Below are 17,304 nucleotides of genomic sequence, written 5' to 3' on the forward strand. Positions count from 1 at the left end.
TAGCCGCGCAGCGTCGTATCGAGACCGGTGGGTCAGGGGCGGAAGCCGGCCGCGTGGTGCTCGGGGGCGAGGTGCGGGCCGGCGCCGAGCATGCGCTCGCGGAAGGTGGCGCCGGTGGGCTCGGGGTCGAGGCGGCCGCGGCGGCGCAGCTCGGGCTGCACGAGCTCGATGAAGTCGCGCATCGAGGCGAGGCCGAAGACGGCCTCGAGCATGATGCCGTCGAGGTCGGTCTCGTCCATCATCCGCTCGAGCTCGTCGGCGACCTCGACCGGGTCGCCGGTGATCGCGAAGCCGCGGGTGCCCTTGCCCTTCAGCTCGTCGAGGATCTCGCGCACCGTCGGCGCGGTGCCGTCCGGGCGGGTGAGGAAGCGCTCGATGTTGCTGGTGCCCATCTGGCCGGCCTGGTCGTCGAGGACCAGCTGCTCGGCGAGCGTCCGGTCGAGGTCGTAGGCCAGCAGATCGACGCCCGTGTTGCCGGCGTAGTAGTGCGCGGCCAGCTCGTCCGTCTGCAGCGCGTCGAACTCGGCGCGCAGCTGCGCCGCCTCCGCCGAGGTCGGTGCGACCACGATCGTCACGCCGACCATCACCTTGATCGACGCGGGGTCGCGGCCGTTCTCCGCTGCCCGGCGACGGATGTCCACGATGTCGGCCGCGACCTTGCCGTAGGTCGAGCCCTGCACGAACACGCACTCGGCGTTCTTCGCCGCGAAGGCGCGGCCCACCGGCGAGGTCCCCGCCTGGAAGAGCAGGGGCGAGCGCTGCGGCGACGGCGGCAGCGTGTGGTAGCCGTGCGAGCGGTAGAACTCGCCCTCGTAGGCGACCGGGCGGATCCTCTCGGGATCGGCGAAGACGTTGCGCTCGTGGTCCAGCACGATGACGTCGTCGTCGTTGCCGCCCTCCCAGAAGGAGAAGGCGACGTCGACGTACTCCTGCGCGGCGCGGTAGCGCTCGTCGTGCGGGACCATCGCGGACTGGCCGAGCATCGCGGCCATCGTGTTCTGCGAGGCGCCGGTGACGATGTTCCAGCCGATCCGTCCGCGGGTGACGTGGTCGAGGGTGGAGAACTTGCGCACCGCGTGCAGCGGGTGGTCGGCGCCGGTGGTGCTGGTGACCACGAAGTTCAGGCGCTCGGTGCCGACCGCCAGCGCGGGGATGAGGTACGCGCCGTCGAGCGCGAAGGTCATGCCGGCCTCGACGAGGACGTCGGAGAGCTCGCCGCGGCGGGAGGAGTAGCCGAAGGAGCCGCCCGCGAAGAAGAGGAAGTCGAAGCCGGCGTCGTCGAGGAGGCGCGCCATCCGCTGCCAGTAGTCGATGTCGCGGAAGTCGCCGTCGCGGCTGCGCGGGTGCGACCAGCTGATGGTGCCGCCGACGTGCGGGGTGCCCGCTTCGAAGACTCCGAGGACGATCCGCTTCTGCATGCTCTCCCGCGTTCCGGCCGGCGTCCGCCGGCACTGCTCCGGGAACCCTAGCGAGCGCGCGTTTCGGGGCTGTTGCGGGGGAGGGCGTGGGGGGCGGGTCTCGATACGCCCCCTGCGCGGGCCGCTCGGCCAGCAGGTGCGCGCCTCATGCTGGTCGAGTAGCCCCGCAGGGGCGTATCGAGACCCGGCGTCCTCAGCAGGGCGGGTCTGCAGACTCCTGCTCTGATGCTGGTGGGTCTCGATACGCCCGCTGCGCGAGCTACTCGACCAGCATGGGAGGCGTGGGCTGCCGCCGACCCTGCACAACATCAGCTGAGACGGGGGTCCCTCCGCTGACAGGGGAGGCCCTGTGCTCTCAGCTGATGTTGTGCGCGGCGGGGTCTCGATACGCCCGCGGCGCGGGCTACTCGACCAGCATGGAGGGCCGCGGCGCGGGCTACTCGACCAGCACAATGCGCGCGACCGGCAGAGGGGGCGCCAGCATGCTGGTCGAGTAGCCCCGCAGGGGCGTATCGAGACCCAGCGTCCTCAGCAGGGCGGGTCTGCAGGCTCCTGCTCTGACGCTGGTGGGTCTCGATACGCCGCCTCCGGCGGCTACTCGACCAGCATGAGACGCGGGCTGCTCGGCCACCGAGGGTGCGGCCTCATGTTGGTCGAGTAGCCGCGCAGCGGCGTATCGAGACCCGCGCGTCAGCCGCCGACGCCCGTCAGGCCGAAGCGGAACTCGAGGCGGCCGTCGACCGGCCGGACCTCGTACTCCGGGTGCGGGCGGGCGCCCCAGGAGTCGTCGCCCGCGACGCCGCGGCGGCGCAGCGCCGGGCGCAGCACGGTGCGCTGCACCGGCGGCAGCTCGTTCGGGTGCTGCGCGTTCTCGATCTCGTACGGCGTCCACGGCAGGGCCGAGAACTCCATCCCGCCTGCGCAGTCGAGCCGCAGCCCGAAGCCCCCGTCGTCGGTCACCTCGGCCCAGCGCACTCCCGTCCGGCTGCCCGACTCCTGCGGCTTCAGATATGGGGTCAGCTCGCGCGCGACGTCGCTCTCCCAGACGTCGAGACGCGCGCCGAGCCGGCGGTCGGAGTAGCACTCGTCCGGTCCGTCGCCGTACCAGCGCAGCCGGTGCGCGTCGGCGCCGGTGGTCAGCTGCATCCCGAACTCGGGCAGATCGGGCAGTCCGTCGGGCACCGTCATCACGACGGTCACCTCGATCCGCCCGTCGCCCGTCACCCGGTAGTCGACGTCGCAGAACGCCCGCGGCGTGGTCGGCAGCTCGTAACGGAAGCCGACGGTCACCGCGTGCTCGTCGACGGACACCCGCGCCGTCCGCAGCGCCTCGCCCGCGGCCCGCGCGTAGCGGCTCGCGAGCAGCCACTGCCCGTCCTCGAAGGGGCCTCCCCAGCCGCGCTCGTTCGAGGTGGGCGCGTGCCAGAAGGACGGCGTCGGGATCGAGGTGAGCAGCTCGCGCCCGCCCTCGGGCCCGCCGCCCCAGCGGTACGACATCAGCCCGCCGTGCAGCCGGGAGAACAGGACGCTGAAGTGCTCGCCCACGACGCCCACGTTGTGGGTGCCGTCGATGAGCTCGGGCCGCGGCGCGTGCTCCGGCCGCGAGAACCCCGCGACCTCGAAGACGTGCTGCCCGCGCGCGACGACGTGCCCGGCCGCCGCCCACCGGGTGTCCTCGCGCAGCCGCAGCTCGACGTCGAGCGTGTACTCGCCCGGCAGCTCGGGCAGCGGCACCGGCTGCGGGTACGTCGAGGACCCACCCGCGGCGACGTCGGTCGCGAGCTCCCGCTCCGCCAGCACCCGCCCCTCCCGCCGCAGCACGACGACCGCCGCGTACGCGGAGGAGGAGGTGGACAGCAGCCGGTTCCCGATCGCGATCCCCGACGCCGAGACGTCGACGCGGAACGGCTGGTACAGGTGCGCGACCTCCTGCAGCTTCGGCGTCGGCGTGCGGTCGGCGAAGAGGATGCCGTTGCCGCTGAAGTCGCCGTCGTGCGGCGACTCCCCGCTGTCGCCGCCGTAGCCGAGGAACGGCACCCCGTGCCGGTCGGTCATCGCGACGGCCTGGTCCGCGAAGTCCCAGATGAAGCCGCCTTGGAAGAGCGGCTCCCGCTCGGCCAGATCGAGGTAACGGTCGACCGCGCCGAAGGAGTTGCCCATCGCGTGCGCGTACTCGCAGAGCAGGAACGGCTTGTCGCGGTGCTCCGCGAGGTACTGCTCGATCTCCGCCGCCGGCGTGTACATCTGGCTGACCACGTCGGTCGTCTCCGGGTAGCGCGAGTCCCAGTGCACCCCCTCGTAGTGCACCGGACGGTCGTCGACCGCGCGGAACCAGTCGGCGAGATCGCGGAGGACGGTGCCGCCGAACGACTCGTTGCCGAGCGACCACATCACCACGCTCGGGTGGTTCTTGTCGCGCTCGAGCAGGCTCCGCGCCCGGTCGTGCAGCGCGGGCGCCCACCGGCCGTCGTCGCCGGGCACCGACTCGGCGAGCGGCGCGTCGAGGTAGCGGACGCGGTCCCACAGCCCGTGCGTCTCGAGGTTCATCTCGTCGATCACGAGGAAGCCGTACTCGTCCGCGAGGTCGTAGAAGTAGGAGTTGTTCGGGTAGTGGCTGGTGCGGATCGCGTTCACGCCCACCCGCTTCAGTATCCGGAGGTCCTCCTCCGTCTGCGCCCGGTCGACGACCCGCCCCTGCAGGCCGAACTCGTGCCGGTTGACCCCGCGGAAGACGACCCGCCTGCCGTTGAGGCTGAGCACGCCGTCCTCGATCGCGAAGCGGCGGAGCCCCACGGTCTGCGGGATCACCTCGGTCACGGCGCCGTCCGCGTCCCGCACGCGCACCGTCAGGCGGTGCAGGTGCGGGTCCTCGGGGCTCCACAGCCGCGGCTCCGCGAGCCGGAGGCGGTGCACGCCGTCCGGATCGAGCCGCAGCGGGCCGACGCCGTCGAGCTCGACCGTCGCCGAGCCCGCGCCGTCGAGCCGCAGCTCGACCGCGATGCCGGCCCCGTCGTCGTCGACGGTCGTCCGCACGCGGAGGTCCTCGACGTGCGCGCGCGGGCGGCGCAGCAGCACGACGTCGCGGAAGATCCCGGAGAAGCGGAAGAAGTCCTGGTCCTCGAGCCACGAGCCGGCGCTCCACTTGACCACCTGCGCGGCGAGCAGGTTCTCGCCGGGCAGCAGCGCCTCGGTGAGGTCGAACTCGCCGGGCGAGAAGCTGTCGGCCGAGAAGCCGAGGTAGACGCCGTTCAGCCAGAGGGCGATCGTGCTCTCGGCGCCGCGCACGTCGAGCGCGATCCGCTCGCCGGGCGCGAGCGGCGCGTCCAGCTCGAAGGTCGTCCGGTAGGAGGCCGTCGGGTTGAACCGCTCGGGGGCCTGCCCGGGCAGGATGCTCTCGCGCCCGTCCCAGGGGTACTGCGTGTTCACGTACTGCGGGCGGTCGTGGCCGTGCAGCTGGATGTGGGCGGGCACGGGGATGAGCTCCCAGTCGCCCGCGTCGAACTCCGGCCGCTCGAAGCCGGCCGGCGCGTCGGCCGGCCGGGGCGCGCAGTGGATCCGCCACAGCCCGTTCAGCGACTGCTCGAACGAGCTGACGCCCGTCGCGGCCTCGTCCGAGGAGCGGAACCAGCGGTGGTCGGAGTGCGCGGGCCGCCGGTTCTCGGCGAAGAAGCCGGGGTCGGACAGCCGCGCGAGGTCGAACCCGGCGGCGGGCGCCGCCTCGCCCGGGAGCTCCGCGAGGCTCACTTGATCGCCCCGGTGATGCCCTCGGCGAAGGAGCGCTGCAGGACCATGAAGACGATGACGGTGGGCACCGAGGCGAGGAAGACGGCCAGCATCAGCACGCCGTAGTCGACGACGTAGCCCGCGCTGAGGTTCGAGATCAGCATCGGCATGGTCTGGAAGTCGTTGTTCACCAGGATGACCTTGGGCCAGAGGAAGTTGTTCCAGGCGGTCATGAAGGTGATGACCGCAGCCGCGGCGTAGGTCGAGCGCATCGACGGCAGGTAGATCCGGGCGAAGATCCCGAGCTCGCTGACCCCGTCGATCCGCGCGGCCTCGATGATCTCGTAGGGGAACGAGCGCGAGGCCTGCCGGAACAGCAGGATCAGGAACGGGGTCGAGATCGCCGGGATGATGACCGCGCCGAGGGAGTTGATCATCCCGACCTCGGCGAAGACCTGGAAGAGCGGGATCATCGTCGCTGCGAACGGGATCATGATCGCGATCAGCAGGACCGCCATCAGGAGGTCCTTGGCCCGCGAGTGGAAGACCTCGAAGCCGTAGCCGGCGATCGAGCAGACGATCAGCGCGAGCACCGTGGTGCCCACCGCGACGGTCGCCGAGTTCCACATCGCCGAGCCGACGTCCTGCAGATCGAGCAGTCCGGCGAAGTTGTCGAAGAGCGCCAGGCCCGGGATCATCCGCGAGTCGAGGACGTCCTGGCTGGTGTTCGTCGCCGAGACGGCCATGAAGTAGAGCGGGAAGATCGAGAAGAGCGCGAAGACCGAGAGGAAGAGGTACTTCGGCAGGCCGCGCAGCCGCGAGGAGAGCGGCGCGCTGCGGACGGGGACGGACTCGCTCGGAGTGACGGACTCGACGTCCTCGATCGCGGGCAGGGTGCTGACGCGCTCAATCACGCTTGTCACCGACTTTCAGCTGAACGAACGCGAGGACCGCGACGAGGATGAGGATCACGTAGGAGAGGGCGGAGGCGTAGCCGAAGTTCGGGTTCTTCAGGAACGAGACCTCGTAGAGGTAGTGCGACATCGACATGGTCGTGTAGGCCGGGCCGCCTCTGGTCAGCGCCCACGACTCGTCGAAGAGCTGCAGCGTCCCGTTCGTCGACATGATCGCGGTGAGCAGGATGATCGGCTTCAGCTGCGGGATCGTGACGTGCCAGAAGGTCTGCAGCGCGTTCGCGCCGTCCATCCGCGCGGCCTCGATGCTCGAGTAGTCGACGTTCTGCAGCGCCGCCAGGTAGAAGACCATGTTGTAGCCGGTCCAGCGCCAGAGCAGTCCGAGGATGATGACGAAGCGCCCGGTGTCCGGATTGCCGAGCCAGTTGATCGGCGAGTCCATCAGGCCGATGCCCATCAGCACGTCGTTGACGAAGCCGTCGTTGGCGAAGATCGTGCGGAAGACGAGGGAGTAGGCGACGAGGGAGACGGCGCACGGCAGGAAGATCGCGGTGCGCCAGAAGGTCTTGAACTTCAGGTTCCTGGTGTTGAGCAGGTTGGCCAGCACCAGCGCCATGATCAGCATCACCGGCACCTGGATGATCAGGTAGATGAAGGTGTTCTGCAGCGTCAGCCGGAAGATCTCGTCCTGCAGCAGGCGCTCGTAGTTGAGCCAGAACGGCTGCGCGTAGCTGAGGTTCGCCCCGCGGCCGGTCTGCAGCGAGAGCAGGAACGCCTGGATCATCGGCAGGAAGCTCACCAGGAAGATGAGCACCGCCGCCGGCAGGAGGAAGGCCCAGCCGGTGAGGCTGCGGCGGCGCTCCCCGGTCAGGCGGATCGGGCGGCTGCGGAGATCGCGCTGCGGCCGGGGTGGGACGCGCAGGCGCGGGCGCGGAGGGGCGGAGGTCGACACGGGCGGGCTCGCATTCTTGGAAGGAGAGGGACGGGGAGGGGCGGGCCGGGGAGGAGGAGTCCTCCCCGGCCCGGGGTGCGAGCCGGCTCGCGGTGACGCCGGCTCGCGGCGAGCCCTAGCTCATGGCGAACTCGACGTTCTTCTGCGCCTCCTCCAGCGCCGAGGCGGGGTCCGCACCGCCGATGATCTGCGTGATCGCGGCGCTCACGGCGTCGCGGCCCTCGTAGTAGTAGGCGCCGGTGTTGTTGCTCGGCACCTCGGCGCCGAACTCGGCGACCTCGGCGAAGATCGGCTGGCCGGCGAAGAACTCGTTCGGCTGCTCGTAGGCGGTCGAGGAGCCGGCGGGCAGCCAGTTCGCGACGGCGCCGGACTTCGGCAGGATCGTGTCGTAGAGCTCGGTCGAGCCGGCGAAGGTCGAGGCGAGGAAGTCGGCCGCGAGGTCGACGTCGGCGTTCGCGCTGATCGCCCAGGACGATCCGCCGCTGGCCGTGTAGTTGGTCGCGCCGGAGATGCCGTCGAGCGAGGGGACGTTCGTGATCGCCCAGTCACCGGCCTGGTCCTCGGCGGTCTGGATGGAGCCGACGATCCAGATGCCCTGGATGGTGCCGCCGACGGAGCCGTTCACGAAGGTGCCGAGGTACTCGTCCCACGAGTTGACCTCGACGAAGACGCCCGAGTCGACGAGCTGCTTGTAGACGTCGATCGCGGCGAGCAGTGCGTCGTTGTCGGTGATGGTGGGGTTGCCCTCGTCGTCGAAGAGGCTGGCTCCGGCGCTCTGCAGCATCATCATGATCATGTCCGAGGAGCCGGCCTGGCCCGAGAGCAGCGGCGATCCGGTCTTCGCGAGGACGTCCTTGCCCTTGGTGAGGAACTCCTCCCAGGTGATGTCGGTGAAGTCGTCGATCGTGTAGCCGGCCGCCTCGAGGACGTCGGTGCGCAGCGCGGTGACGGCGGTGCCCGAGTCGAACGGCACGCCGTAGTGCACGTCGTCGAGGGTCGAGTAGGCGGCGACGGCCTCGGGGAACTCCGCGAAGTCGACGGCGTCGGCGGGCAGCTCGCTGAAGATCTCCGGGTAGTTGACGAGGTTCTTCTGGAACGCGTTGTTCTGCATCAGGAAGACGTCGGGCAGCTCCTCGTACTGCTGCGACTGGGCGAGGGTGGTCAGCTTGGGCTGCAGGTCGTCCCAGGGGGTCTCGATGATGTCGAGCTTGAAGTCCGGGTGGTCCTCCTGGTAGATCTTCTCGGCCTCCTCGAGGGCCGCGATGTTGAACACCGGGTCCCAGGCCCAGACGCTGAGCGTCTCGTCGCCGTCGCCTCCGCCGGCGGCGTTCCCGCCACCACCGCCGCCGCCGGCCGCGCAGGCGCTCAGCGCGAGGACGAGGGGCAGGGAGACGGCCACGACGGTCGTGAACTTCTTGGAGCTTCTTCGCACGGATTCGTTCCTTCTGTGTGGGTGGGGTGCTGCTGCGGGATGCAGTGCTGCTGCGGAGTGCAGTGGTGCTGCGGGAGAGAAGACAGTGGTGCTGCGGGAGGGAGGAGGAGGGGGGCTCGGGCTCAGCCGAGCGGCTGCCAGGGCCCGTACGGGTCGCCCGGGGCCTGGTTGCGGGTCCACCACTTCGCGCGGTAGCGCTGGCCCTGGTGGACGACGACGTCGCCGGTGTCGAAGATGCGCGAGGCGGTCCAGACCGCGGTGCCGTCGGGTGCGGTCGCGAGCTGCTGCCACGGGCCGTTCGGGTCGCCGGGGGTCTGGTTGCTCGTCCACCACGAGGCCCGCCAGAGCGAGCCCTGGAAGAGCACGCTGTCGCCCTGCTGGTAGACGGAGGTCGCCGACCAGGAGGCCGCGGCCTGGCGCCGGAGGGCCAGCGCGTCGACCGTCAGTCCGGCGCCGCCGGGGCCGCTCGCCAGGATCGCGATCGTCGCGGTGCCGGCCGGCAGCGAGAACTCCGCCGAGCGCACGTCGGCCCAGCCGCTCGTCGCGGGGATCTCGGTGCGGTGCTCGACGCCGTCCGCGCCGGTGACCACGATCCGCGCGGAGTCGAGTCCGCCCGGCCGGTCCGCGCGGAGCGACAGGGTGTAGACGCCCGCGGGGACCTCGTCCTGCTGCTGCACGCCGCCCGAGAAGGCCTGCGCCGCGCCGAGCCGGAGCGCGAAGCGCGAGCCGTCGGCGCCGGGCGAGGGGTTCGAGACGAAGCCGGTGGTCGTCGAGGCGGGGTCGGTGGTCTGCGTCCAGCCGGTGACCGTGGTCACCGCGATCCGGTCGGCGGCGAAGTCGGGGTTGAGGATCCAGTTGTTGCCGGCGCCGGCCTGCCACTCGCCGGAGCGGGCGTTCAGGTCCCACTCGCTCAGCGACTCGAAGCGCACGTCCGCGCCGGTCCCGCTGAGCGGCAGCCACTGGTTGTAGCCGAGGCCGTTCCAGGCGAAGTCGGCCCAGCGGTCGCCGGCGTAGATCACGGTGTCCTGCTCGGTGCCCTGCACCGTCAGGAAGAAGCCGCTCTGGGTGACGTGGCTGTAGTCCTTCTCGGTGCCGGGGAGCACGTACATGCTCGAGTACGGCCCCTGGATCCGGCCCTCGAGCGAGCGCACGAGGTAGGTCTGCGAGGTGTTCCAGCCGTGCAGGTCCGAGCTCGCGACGTAGTACTGGCCGTCGAGCTTGAACATCGCGTTGCCCTCGCGCCCGGCGCCGCGGTAGACCTCGACGGCCGTCTCGACCGAGAGCGAGTCGGTGTCGCTGATCCGGCCGACGTAGGTGCGGCTGCGGCCGTCGCGGTAGGAGAAGACGAGGTAGTCCGCGCCGTCGTCGTCCGTGAAGACCGTCTGGTCGCCGGTGCCCTGCTCCCAGCCCGGCTTGCTCGGGTTCCGGTAGACGCCGGGGATGTGGGTCTGCAGGTTCGCGTACTCGAAGTCGGCGACGGGCGAGTCGCCGCTGAGGAAGAGGACTCCGGCGTTGGTGACGCGGGCGGGGTCGGGGCTCTCGAACTGGGTGAGCAGGACGTACTTCCCGGTCTGCTCGTTGTAGGCGACGCCGAGCCGGCCGATCCAGACCGCGTCGGCGAGCGTGTCCATGTCCGAGAAGTAGGTGCCCGTGACGTCCTTCGACGTGGGGATGTGCAGCGCGGTGTCCCTTGTGGCGACGTCGTTCTCGAACGTCCAGTGCACGAGGTCCTCGGAGGAGTACGCGGTCACCGCGACGAAGTCGCCCTCGCCGGCCCGGGTGTAGGTGCGGGTCGGGGAGTCGTAGTAGAGCTGCGAGCCGGTGTACTCGACGCCGTACCAGTAGTAGCGGTCGCCGAAGCGGAAGATCCCGCCGCCCTGGGAGAAGATCGGGTCGCCCGCGGTGTCGAGCCAGAACCGATTGTTCTCGATGGTCTCGAGGGTGCCGTCGGCGAGCGGGACGAGGGCGGCGGCGGTGGTCTGCAGGCCGTTCTTCGCGGCGACGACGGCCGCGGCGCTCGCTCCGGGGTCGTCGAGGACCTCGCCCGCGGTGACCGTCGCCGCGGCGAAGGGCGCCCAGGACGCGGCCGTGTAGGCGGAGGGGACGCGGGTGCGGTACTCGTCGAGCCGCTCGCGCAGCCCGGAGATGCGGACGAGGCCGGTCTCCGCCGTCTCGAGGGCGCTGCGGGCGGCGAGCAGGGCGGCGTCGGTCGAGGCGGCGTCGTCGCGGGCGGCGGTCGCGGTCGCGACGGCGGCCGAGAAGGGGGCCCAGGAGGAGGCGGTGAAGTCGGTCGCGGCGAGCGCGCTCACGCGGTCGAGCGCGGTGGCGAGGCGGGCGCGCTCGTCGACGAGCACGGCGCTGGTGAACTCGGCGGAGGCGTGATTGATGAAGCCGACCGTGACGACCCGGAGGACGTGGTCGCCGGGGGCGAGCCCGGTGAAGCTCGCGATCGGGACCGTCGTGGTCGATCGGGTGCCGCGGTAGTCGGCCGAGCCGATCCTCACGCCGTCGACGAACACGTCGGCGGTGCCGTTGGTGGTGGCCTTCCGGCCCGAGAGGGCGACCGTCTCGCCGGTGAAGGCGATCTCGAAGGCCGCGCCGTCGGTCGCCCAGGTGTGCGTGCTGTTCTTCGACCAGGCGCCCTCGTAGAAGGTGGCGTTCGGCGTGCCGCGCACGGTCGTGGTCTCGGTGAAGGCGACCGTCGTGGTCCGGATCTCGGCGGCCTCGGCGGTCTGCCCGGCGAGGGGCGACTGGCCGGCGAGCACGAGCAGCCCGGCGAGCAGAGCAGCGATCAGGGCGGGGAGCCGCCTCGTCGTCGTACGCGTCATGTCGTGCCTCCGTCATCGCAGGTCCACCGTGGTACAGCGCTGTACCACGAACGCGAATCTAGCCTGGAGGATCCTGTGAGGGCAAGGAGACTTTTCTCTGATCAGCGTGTCGTGCCGCGGGCGACGACCTGAGATCGGGCGAAGAGCGTGGTCGCGGGAGCCTCCACCCGGTCGATCCGCGCGACCAGGCGCTCGAGCGCCGTGCGGGCGATCCACTCGATCCGCGAGTCCATCGAGGTGAGCGGCGGGGAGAGGAACGCCGACTCCTCGATGTCGTCGAAGCCGATCACCTGCACCTCGTCCGGAATGCGCAGTCCGCCCTCGCGCAGGGCCGAGATCGCGCCGGTCGCGAGGACGTCGTTGAAGCAGACCAGGCCGTCGAACGGCACCCCCGCCTCGACGAGCGCGCGGGCGACCCGGAAGCCGGAGCCGATCGTCCAGTCGTAGCCCGTGACGCCCACCAGGCGCGGATCGAGCGAGCGGCCCGCGGCGGCGAGCTCCTCGACGACCCCGCGCAGCCGCTGCTCGGCGTTCCCCTCGCGGGCCGCGCCGATCCGGCCGGCGTCGAAGGGCGAGTGCGCGCCGACGACGGCGAGCGCGGTGCTGCCGCGTGCGAGGAGGTGCGCCGTGGCCGCGCGCGCGTCGGCGACGTCGTCGGTCGTCACCCGGTCCACCAGCTCGTAGGTGTCGCGGGTCCCGAGGCAGACCAGGGGGTACTCGACGGCGAGCGCCGAGCGGTCGAGGGTCTCGTGCTCGGACAGCGAGAGCAGCAGCCCGTCGGTGAGCTGCGAGTTGAAGCGCTGCAGCAGCCGGCGCGAGCCGTCCCCGCCGTCGTCGGGGTAGGTCGTGACGGAGACCGCGAGGTCCATGTCGCGGGCGGTCTCGATGACCGCCTCCGCCAGCTCGGCGAGGTAGGCGGCCTTCAGGGTCGGCACGGCGAGCGTCACCGCGTCGGTCCGTCCGCGGGTCAGATTGCGGGCCGCGACGTTCACCGTGTAGCCGAGCTCCTCGACCGCGGCCCGGACGCGCTCCCGCGTGCCGTCGGCCATCCGGCCCGTGCCGTTGACCGCGTTCGACGCCGTCTTCAGCGAGACCCCGGCGCGCTCGGCGACCGACTCGAGCGTCGCCTTCCGGCGCGGTGGGGCCATGTCCTCGCGCCTTCCGTCGTCCCGGGCGGTCCGCCTGCGCCCTCCCCATGGATACACCACGGCTCGGACCTCGTCCTGCGCGAGGGCCGAGGTCAACCCTCCCCGGCGGTCCGAGCACGCCGACGGAGAGCGGCGGATACTGGAGGGGCACCCGATAGCAGACAGATGTCGGACTGCGCGGAGCGCGGCCCGGCGAAGGAGGAACCGTGAAGGCACTGCGCTACACCACCGTCGGACAGGCCCCCGAGGTCGTCGAGATCGAGAAGCCCGTGCCCGGGCCGGGCGAGATCCTGCTGAAGGTGACCGCCGCCGGCGTCTGCCACTCCGACGACTACGTGATGAGCCTCCCCGAGGAGGACTACCTCGCCCAGCACTACCCGCTGCCGCTCACCCTCGGCCACGAGGGCGCCGGCGTGATCGAGGAGTTCGGCCCCGGCGTCGAGACCGGCCTGCAGATCGGCGAGGCCGTCGCCGTCTACGGACCGTGGGGCTGCGGCCACTGCCTCAACTGCTCGCGCGGCGCGGAGAACTACTGCACCAACGCCGAGGCGGAGGGCATCCGCCCGCCCGGCCTCGGCAATCAGGGCTCGATGGCGGAGTACATGATCGTCGACGACGTCCGCCACCTGATCCCGATCGGCGACCTCGACCCGGTGAAGAACGTCTCGCTCACCGACGCCGGCCTCACGCCGTACCACGCGATCAAGCGCAGCCTCCCGAAGCTCGGCGCGGGCACCTACGCCGTCGTCATCGGCTCGGGCGGGCTCGGCCACGTCGGCATCCAGATCCTCAAGGCGCTCTCCGGCGCGACGGTGATCGTGCTCGACGTCAGCGAGGAGAAGCTGGAGCTGGCGAAGCACGTCGGAGCGGACGTCACGCTGATCAGCGACGCCTCCGCCGCCGAGAGGATCCGCGAGATCACCGGTGGGCTGGGCGCGGACGCCGTCTTCGACTTCGTCGGCGCCGGCCCGACCATCGCGACGGCCACGGCGGTCGCGGCCGTCGAGTCGGACGTCACCATCGTCGGCATCGGCGGCGGCCAGGCGACCGTCGGCTTCGGCACGATCGCCTACGACGCGGCCCTGCGGATCCCCTACTGGGGCTCCCGCAGCGAGCTGATCGAGGTCTTCGAGCTCGCCAAGGCGGGCCGTATCGACGTCGAGGTCCAGCGCTACGCCCTCGCCGACGCCCCCCAGGCCTACGCCGACCTGCACGACGGCACCGTCCGCGGCCGCGCGGTCATCGTCCCGTAGGTCCGCGACTGCCGCAGGGGCGGCCTCCCCTGCTGGTCGAGCAACCGCGATGCGGCGGCCTCCCATGCTGGTCGAGTAGCCCGCAGGGCGTATCGAGACCCACGCTCTGCAGAACGGCGGATCTCGATACGCCCTCTCCGAGGCTCATGCTGGTCGAGTAGCCGCGGAGCGGCGTATCGAGACCCGACCTCTGCAGAACGGCAGATCTCGATACGCCCTCTCCGAGGGCTGCTCGATCAGCATGAAAGGTGCCGCCCCCGCGAAGCCCGCGGTCAGCACCGACCAGGCTGGTCGAGTAGCCCGCAGGGCGTATCGAGACCCGCCCACCCGTCTAGCCTTCGAGGATGCGCTCCCGGCTCCTGCACGCCCGCGAATCGTTCTGGTTCCTGCCCACCCTGTTCGGCGTCCTCGCGATCGCCCTGGCGTTCGGGCTGATCGAGCTCGACCGGCTGCTGATCCGCGCGGGCATCCAGGACCTCCCCCTCGTCGAGGACCTCTCCGCGACCGGCGGCCGGGCGATCCTCTCCGCGATCGGCGGCACGATGCTCGGGGTCGCCGCGACCTCGTTCTCGATCACGATCTCCGTCCTCGCCACCACCTCCTCCGCGTACGGGCCCCGGCTGGTCCGCAACTTCATGGCCGACCGCGGCAACCAGGTCGTCCTCGCGGTGCTCACCTCGACGTTCCTCTACTCGCTGATCGTGCTCCGCTCGGTGCACACCGAGGAGGACGCGACCCTCGCCTTCGTGCCCGTCGTCGCAGTCGGCTTCGCGGTGGTGCTGGCCGTCGGCGACGTCGCGGTGTTGGTCTACTTCATCCACCACATCGCGCTGTCGGTGCAGGTGACCACGCTGCAGAAGCGCGTGCTCGGCGAGCTCGAGGACGTCATCGCGGAGCTGTCGGGAGACGAGGACGAGCCGGACCGCCGCGAGGAGCCCTTCCCCGCCGGCGGTGTCGTGCTGACGGCGCCTCGCTCGGGCTACGTCGAGCAGCTCGAGTTCGAGCGCCTCGTCGCGCTCGGCGCCCGCCACGACGCGGTGCTGCGGATGCTCGCCTCACCCGGCGACCACGTCCTGGCCGGCGACCCCGTGCTCGAGCTCGTCGGCGGCAGCGACCTCGAGGAGGCGGCGCTCGCCGCGGTCGTGATCGCCGACGCGCGCACCCCGCACCAGGACCTCCGCTACGCCGTGCAGCAGGTCGTCGAGATCGGCGTCCGCGGCCTGGCGACGGGCACCAACGACCCGTACACCGCGGTCAGCGCGCTCGACGCCCTCACCGGCGCGCTCGTCGAGCTCTGCCGGGGCGACGGCCCGCGCACCCGCTTCCGCGACACCGACGGCGTCGCCCGCCTGTGGTGCACCTGGCCGACCGCCGCGGACCTCCTGGCCGAGGTCTACCTCGCCCTGCGCGCCTACGCGCTGGACCAGCCGCTCGTCGTCCGCGCCGGCCTCCGCCTGGCGCAGCGCCTCGAACCCGTCGCCCGCGGCACCGCGCGCACCGAGCTGCACCGCCAGCTCGAGGCCTTCACGAGCGCCTACGACGCCGCCGACCGAGACGCGCTCGAGGCCCCCGTCGTCCGCCGCGACCTGGCCGAGCTGCTCGCCCGCCTCTCTACCGCGGAGCGCTCGCGCGACTGAGGAGCACCTGCTGACTCGATCAGCACAAGGCAGGCGCCTCTCACCCATGCTGGTCGAGTAGCCGCGCAGCGGCGTATTGAGACCCACCGTCCTCACCAGGACGGGTCTGCAGACCCCTGTTCTGAGTCCGGTGGATCTCCTTGGAAGAGACGCCCGCAGAACATGCTGGTCGAGTAGCCCCGAAGGGGCGTATCGAGACCCGCCCACCCCAAGGACGTCGGTCTCTTACCCGCCCTGCGCTGAGCCGGAGGCGCCCCTCCGCTCGATGCGCCGCGCTCCGCGGGCTACTCGATCAGCTCCCGCGCCGCACGATCCGTGCCGTCCGGGCGTGCCTGCGTCAGATGTTGGGCGAGTTCTCCGCTCGGGTGCGACCCTGCCCGGGCTCGACCCCCGAACCCCGCTCGCCACCCCTGAGGAGCACCCGTGCCCCGTCCCCATCCCCGACCTCTTCGCGCCCGCCGTCGCCGCCGCGGCCCCGCAGCCGCCGCCTCGATCCTGATGACCGTCGCGCTCCTCGGCGCGGCAGCCACCGCCGCCCACGCCGCGGATCCCGCCCCGACCCCGTCCACTTCACAGACCGTCCCACCCGCGTCGTCCCACGCGCCTGCGGTCGAGCATCCCGCGGTGGAGGTGAGCGTCGTCGGGTCGTTCCTCGTCGAGCCGGGTCGACCGATCGGGGTCGGTACCCGGGTGAACTTCACGTATCGCTGGACGAACACCGGCGATGTGCCTCTCCTCGGTCTTCAGGACACTCCGACGCTCGCCGTCGGAGCTTCCTCGGAAGTGGTCTACGAGAGGACGATCGAACAGGTGGTGCTCGATAACGGATACATGTTGATGGCGGGAACGTCCGGCAGCCTGACCACTCCCGGGGGTGCGAAGGCCGAGTACGACCTCGACGAGGCGAGGCTCCGAATACCTCCCGTCGGTCCGCCACGAGAGGCCGCCGTCGAGCATCCGAAGCTGACGATCACCGTCACAGGGAAGTACCTCGTCAAGCCGGGCGAGACGGTGCAGGTCGGCACACCGGTGCAGTACACCCTGCACCTCGCGAACACCGGCGACGTCCCGCTCACTGTGGCCGGGACCGCGATCGAACGGGGGCGATCGACGGACGTCGTCCAGAACAGGACGGTCACGCAGGAGGACCTCGACAGGGGGTATGCGGAGACCGCAGGGAGCCTCGGGCAGATCCCCACTCCCAGCGGCTCGTACTCGAGACCCGGCTACTCCTACCGTCTGCCGATCTCCGCCGCGACGCCGACTCCCACCCCGACTCCCACGCCTACGCAGACGCCCACTCCGACCCCGACGTCGACCGCCGCGGTCGAGCACCCCGCGGTGCAGACGACGATCGCCGGGCGGTTCGTCCTCGCGCCGGGGGAGCGGGTCGTGGTGGGCACGACGGCGCGGTTCACCGACCACCTCGTGAACACCGGCGACGTGACCCTGACCGGCTTCGACGGCTCCCGCACGCTCCGGCCGGGCGAGGCGGCGGACATCGTCCGCGACCACGTCGTGACGGAGGTGGACCTCGCCTCCGGATCGATCACGAGCGCGGCGCAGTACTGGGCGAGAACCCCCTCCGGTGCCGTCTACGAGACCCCGGTCGTCACATTCGAGCTGCCCGTCCCGGGTGAGCAGCCGGTACAGCAGGAGCATCCCGAGCTCGCCGGCCGCGTCGCCGGCTCGCTGGACCTCGCTCCGGGGGAGAGACCGCGGATCGGCACGAGGGTGACGTGGACCGTGACGGTCACCAACACCGGCGACGTCGAGCTGCAGGACGTGCGGCTGCGCGGGGGAAAGGAGCGGGTCTTCCTCGCGCCGGGCGAGACCCGGACCCTCACCCGGTCGACGACGCTGTCCGCGCACGATCTCGAGACGAGGCGCGTCTCGAGCATCACCCAGGTCTCGGGCCGCACTCCGGAGGGAGCGCTCGTGCACCTGGAGGTCCGGGGCGCGCGCCTGATCCGCCTCCCCTAGGCGGTCGCACTGCGGA

10 protein-coding genes are annotated in these 17,304 nt (G+C 71.3%); 3 read left to right on the forward strand and 7 right to left on the reverse strand.

The genetic code is table 11. The features are described 5' to 3' along the window. Positions 1 to 32: 32 nt before the first annotated feature. From C1I64_RS18175 to C1I64_RS18205, 7 genes are all read right to left on the reverse strand, one after another. Entirely contained in the window at positions 33 to 1,418 is a 1,386-nt protein-coding gene (locus tag C1I64_RS18175) for an NtaA/DmoA family FMN-dependent monooxygenase (protein ID WP_164874596.1), read from the reverse strand. 690 nt (positions 1,419 to 2,108) lie between these two features. Beyond that, complete coding sequence (gene lacZ, locus C1I64_RS18180; protein ID WP_127888189.1) at positions 2,109 to 5,162, reverse strand: beta-galactosidase, LacZ type; 3,054 nt, start codon at positions 5,160 to 5,162, stop codon at positions 2,109 to 2,111. Then, a complete protein-coding gene (locus C1I64_RS18185; protein ID WP_243581115.1) occupies positions 5,159 to 6,055 on the reverse strand; it encodes a carbohydrate ABC transporter permease in 897 nt (298 codons plus the stop codon). Before C1I64_RS18185 ends, lacZ begins: the two co-directional genes overlap by 4 nt. Beyond that, complete coding sequence (locus C1I64_RS18190; protein WP_243599744.1) at positions 6,048 to 7,007, reverse strand: carbohydrate ABC transporter permease; 960 nt, start codon at positions 7,005 to 7,007, stop codon at positions 6,048 to 6,050. Before C1I64_RS18190 ends, C1I64_RS18185 begins: the two co-directional genes overlap by 8 nt. A 115-nt stretch (positions 7,008 to 7,122) precedes the next feature. Then, positions 7,123 to 8,439 (reverse strand): ABC transporter substrate-binding protein, encoded by a 1,317-nt coding sequence (locus C1I64_RS18195; RefSeq protein WP_123446527.1) that lies wholly within the window; start codon positions 8,437 to 8,439, stop codon positions 7,123 to 7,125. Positions 8,440 to 8,561: 122 nt separating this feature from the next. After that, on the reverse strand, positions 8,562 to 11,267 hold the full coding sequence (locus C1I64_RS18200) for a carbohydrate-binding protein (protein ID WP_127888190.1): 2,706 nt from the start codon (positions 11,265 to 11,267) through the stop codon (positions 8,562 to 8,564). Positions 11,268 to 11,368: 101 nt separating this feature from the next. Next, positions 11,369 to 12,415 (reverse strand): LacI family DNA-binding transcriptional regulator, encoded by a 1,047-nt coding sequence (locus C1I64_RS18205; protein WP_127888191.1) that lies wholly within the window; start codon positions 12,413 to 12,415, stop codon positions 11,369 to 11,371. A 206-nt stretch (positions 12,416 to 12,621) separates the two neighbouring features. Here C1I64_RS18205 and C1I64_RS18210 point away from each other — a divergent pair, with 206 nt between their 5' ends. The 3 genes from C1I64_RS18210 (at position 12,622) to C1I64_RS20250 (ending at position 17,288) form a co-directional block, all read left to right on the forward strand. After that, positions 12,622 to 13,668: an NAD(P)-dependent alcohol dehydrogenase gene (locus tag C1I64_RS18210; RefSeq protein ID WP_127888192.1), complete on the forward strand. Its 1,047-nt coding sequence runs from the start codon at positions 12,622 to 12,624 to the stop codon at positions 13,666 to 13,668. A 344-nt stretch (positions 13,669 to 14,012) separates the two neighbouring features. Beyond that, entirely contained in the window at positions 14,013 to 15,305 is a 1,293-nt protein-coding gene (locus C1I64_RS18215; protein WP_127888193.1) for a DUF2254 domain-containing protein, read from the forward strand. Between the two features lie 837 nt (positions 15,306 to 16,142). After that, positions 16,143 to 17,288 carry a DUF7507 domain-containing protein gene (locus C1I64_RS20250; RefSeq protein ID WP_164874597.1) on the forward strand — a complete coding sequence of 382 codons (1,146 nt, stop codon included), beginning with the start codon at positions 16,143 to 16,145 and terminating at the stop codon, positions 17,286 to 17,288. Positions 17,289 to 17,304: the final 16 nt, after the last annotated feature.

This window comes from Rathayibacter festucae DSM 15932 (genome assembly GCF_004011135.1).
Lineage (GTDB): Bacteria > Actinomycetota > Actinomycetes > Actinomycetales > Microbacteriaceae > Rathayibacter > Rathayibacter festucae.

Bases quoted from the DNA above. Each gene is read 5' to 3' on its own strand.
- C1I64_RS18175 (WP_164874596.1), bottom strand. From the start codon at position 1,418: ATGCAGAAGCGGATCGTCCTCGGAGTCTTCGAAGCGGGCACCCCGCAC.
- C1I64_RS18200 (WP_127888190.1), bottom strand. From the start codon at position 11,267: ATGACGCGTACGACGACGAGGCGGCTCCCCGCCCTGATCGCTGCTCTG.
- C1I64_RS18205 (WP_127888191.1), bottom strand. From the start codon at position 12,415: ATGGCCCCACCGCGCCGGAAGGCGACGCTCGAGTCGGTCGCCGAGCGC.
- C1I64_RS18215 (WP_127888193.1), top strand. From the start codon at position 14,013: ATGCGCTCCCGGCTCCTGCACGCCCGCGAATCGTTCTGGTTCCTGCCC.
- C1I64_RS20250 (WP_164874597.1), top strand. From the start codon at position 16,143: ATGGCGGGAACGTCCGGCAGCCTGACCACTCCCGGGGGTGCGAAGGCC.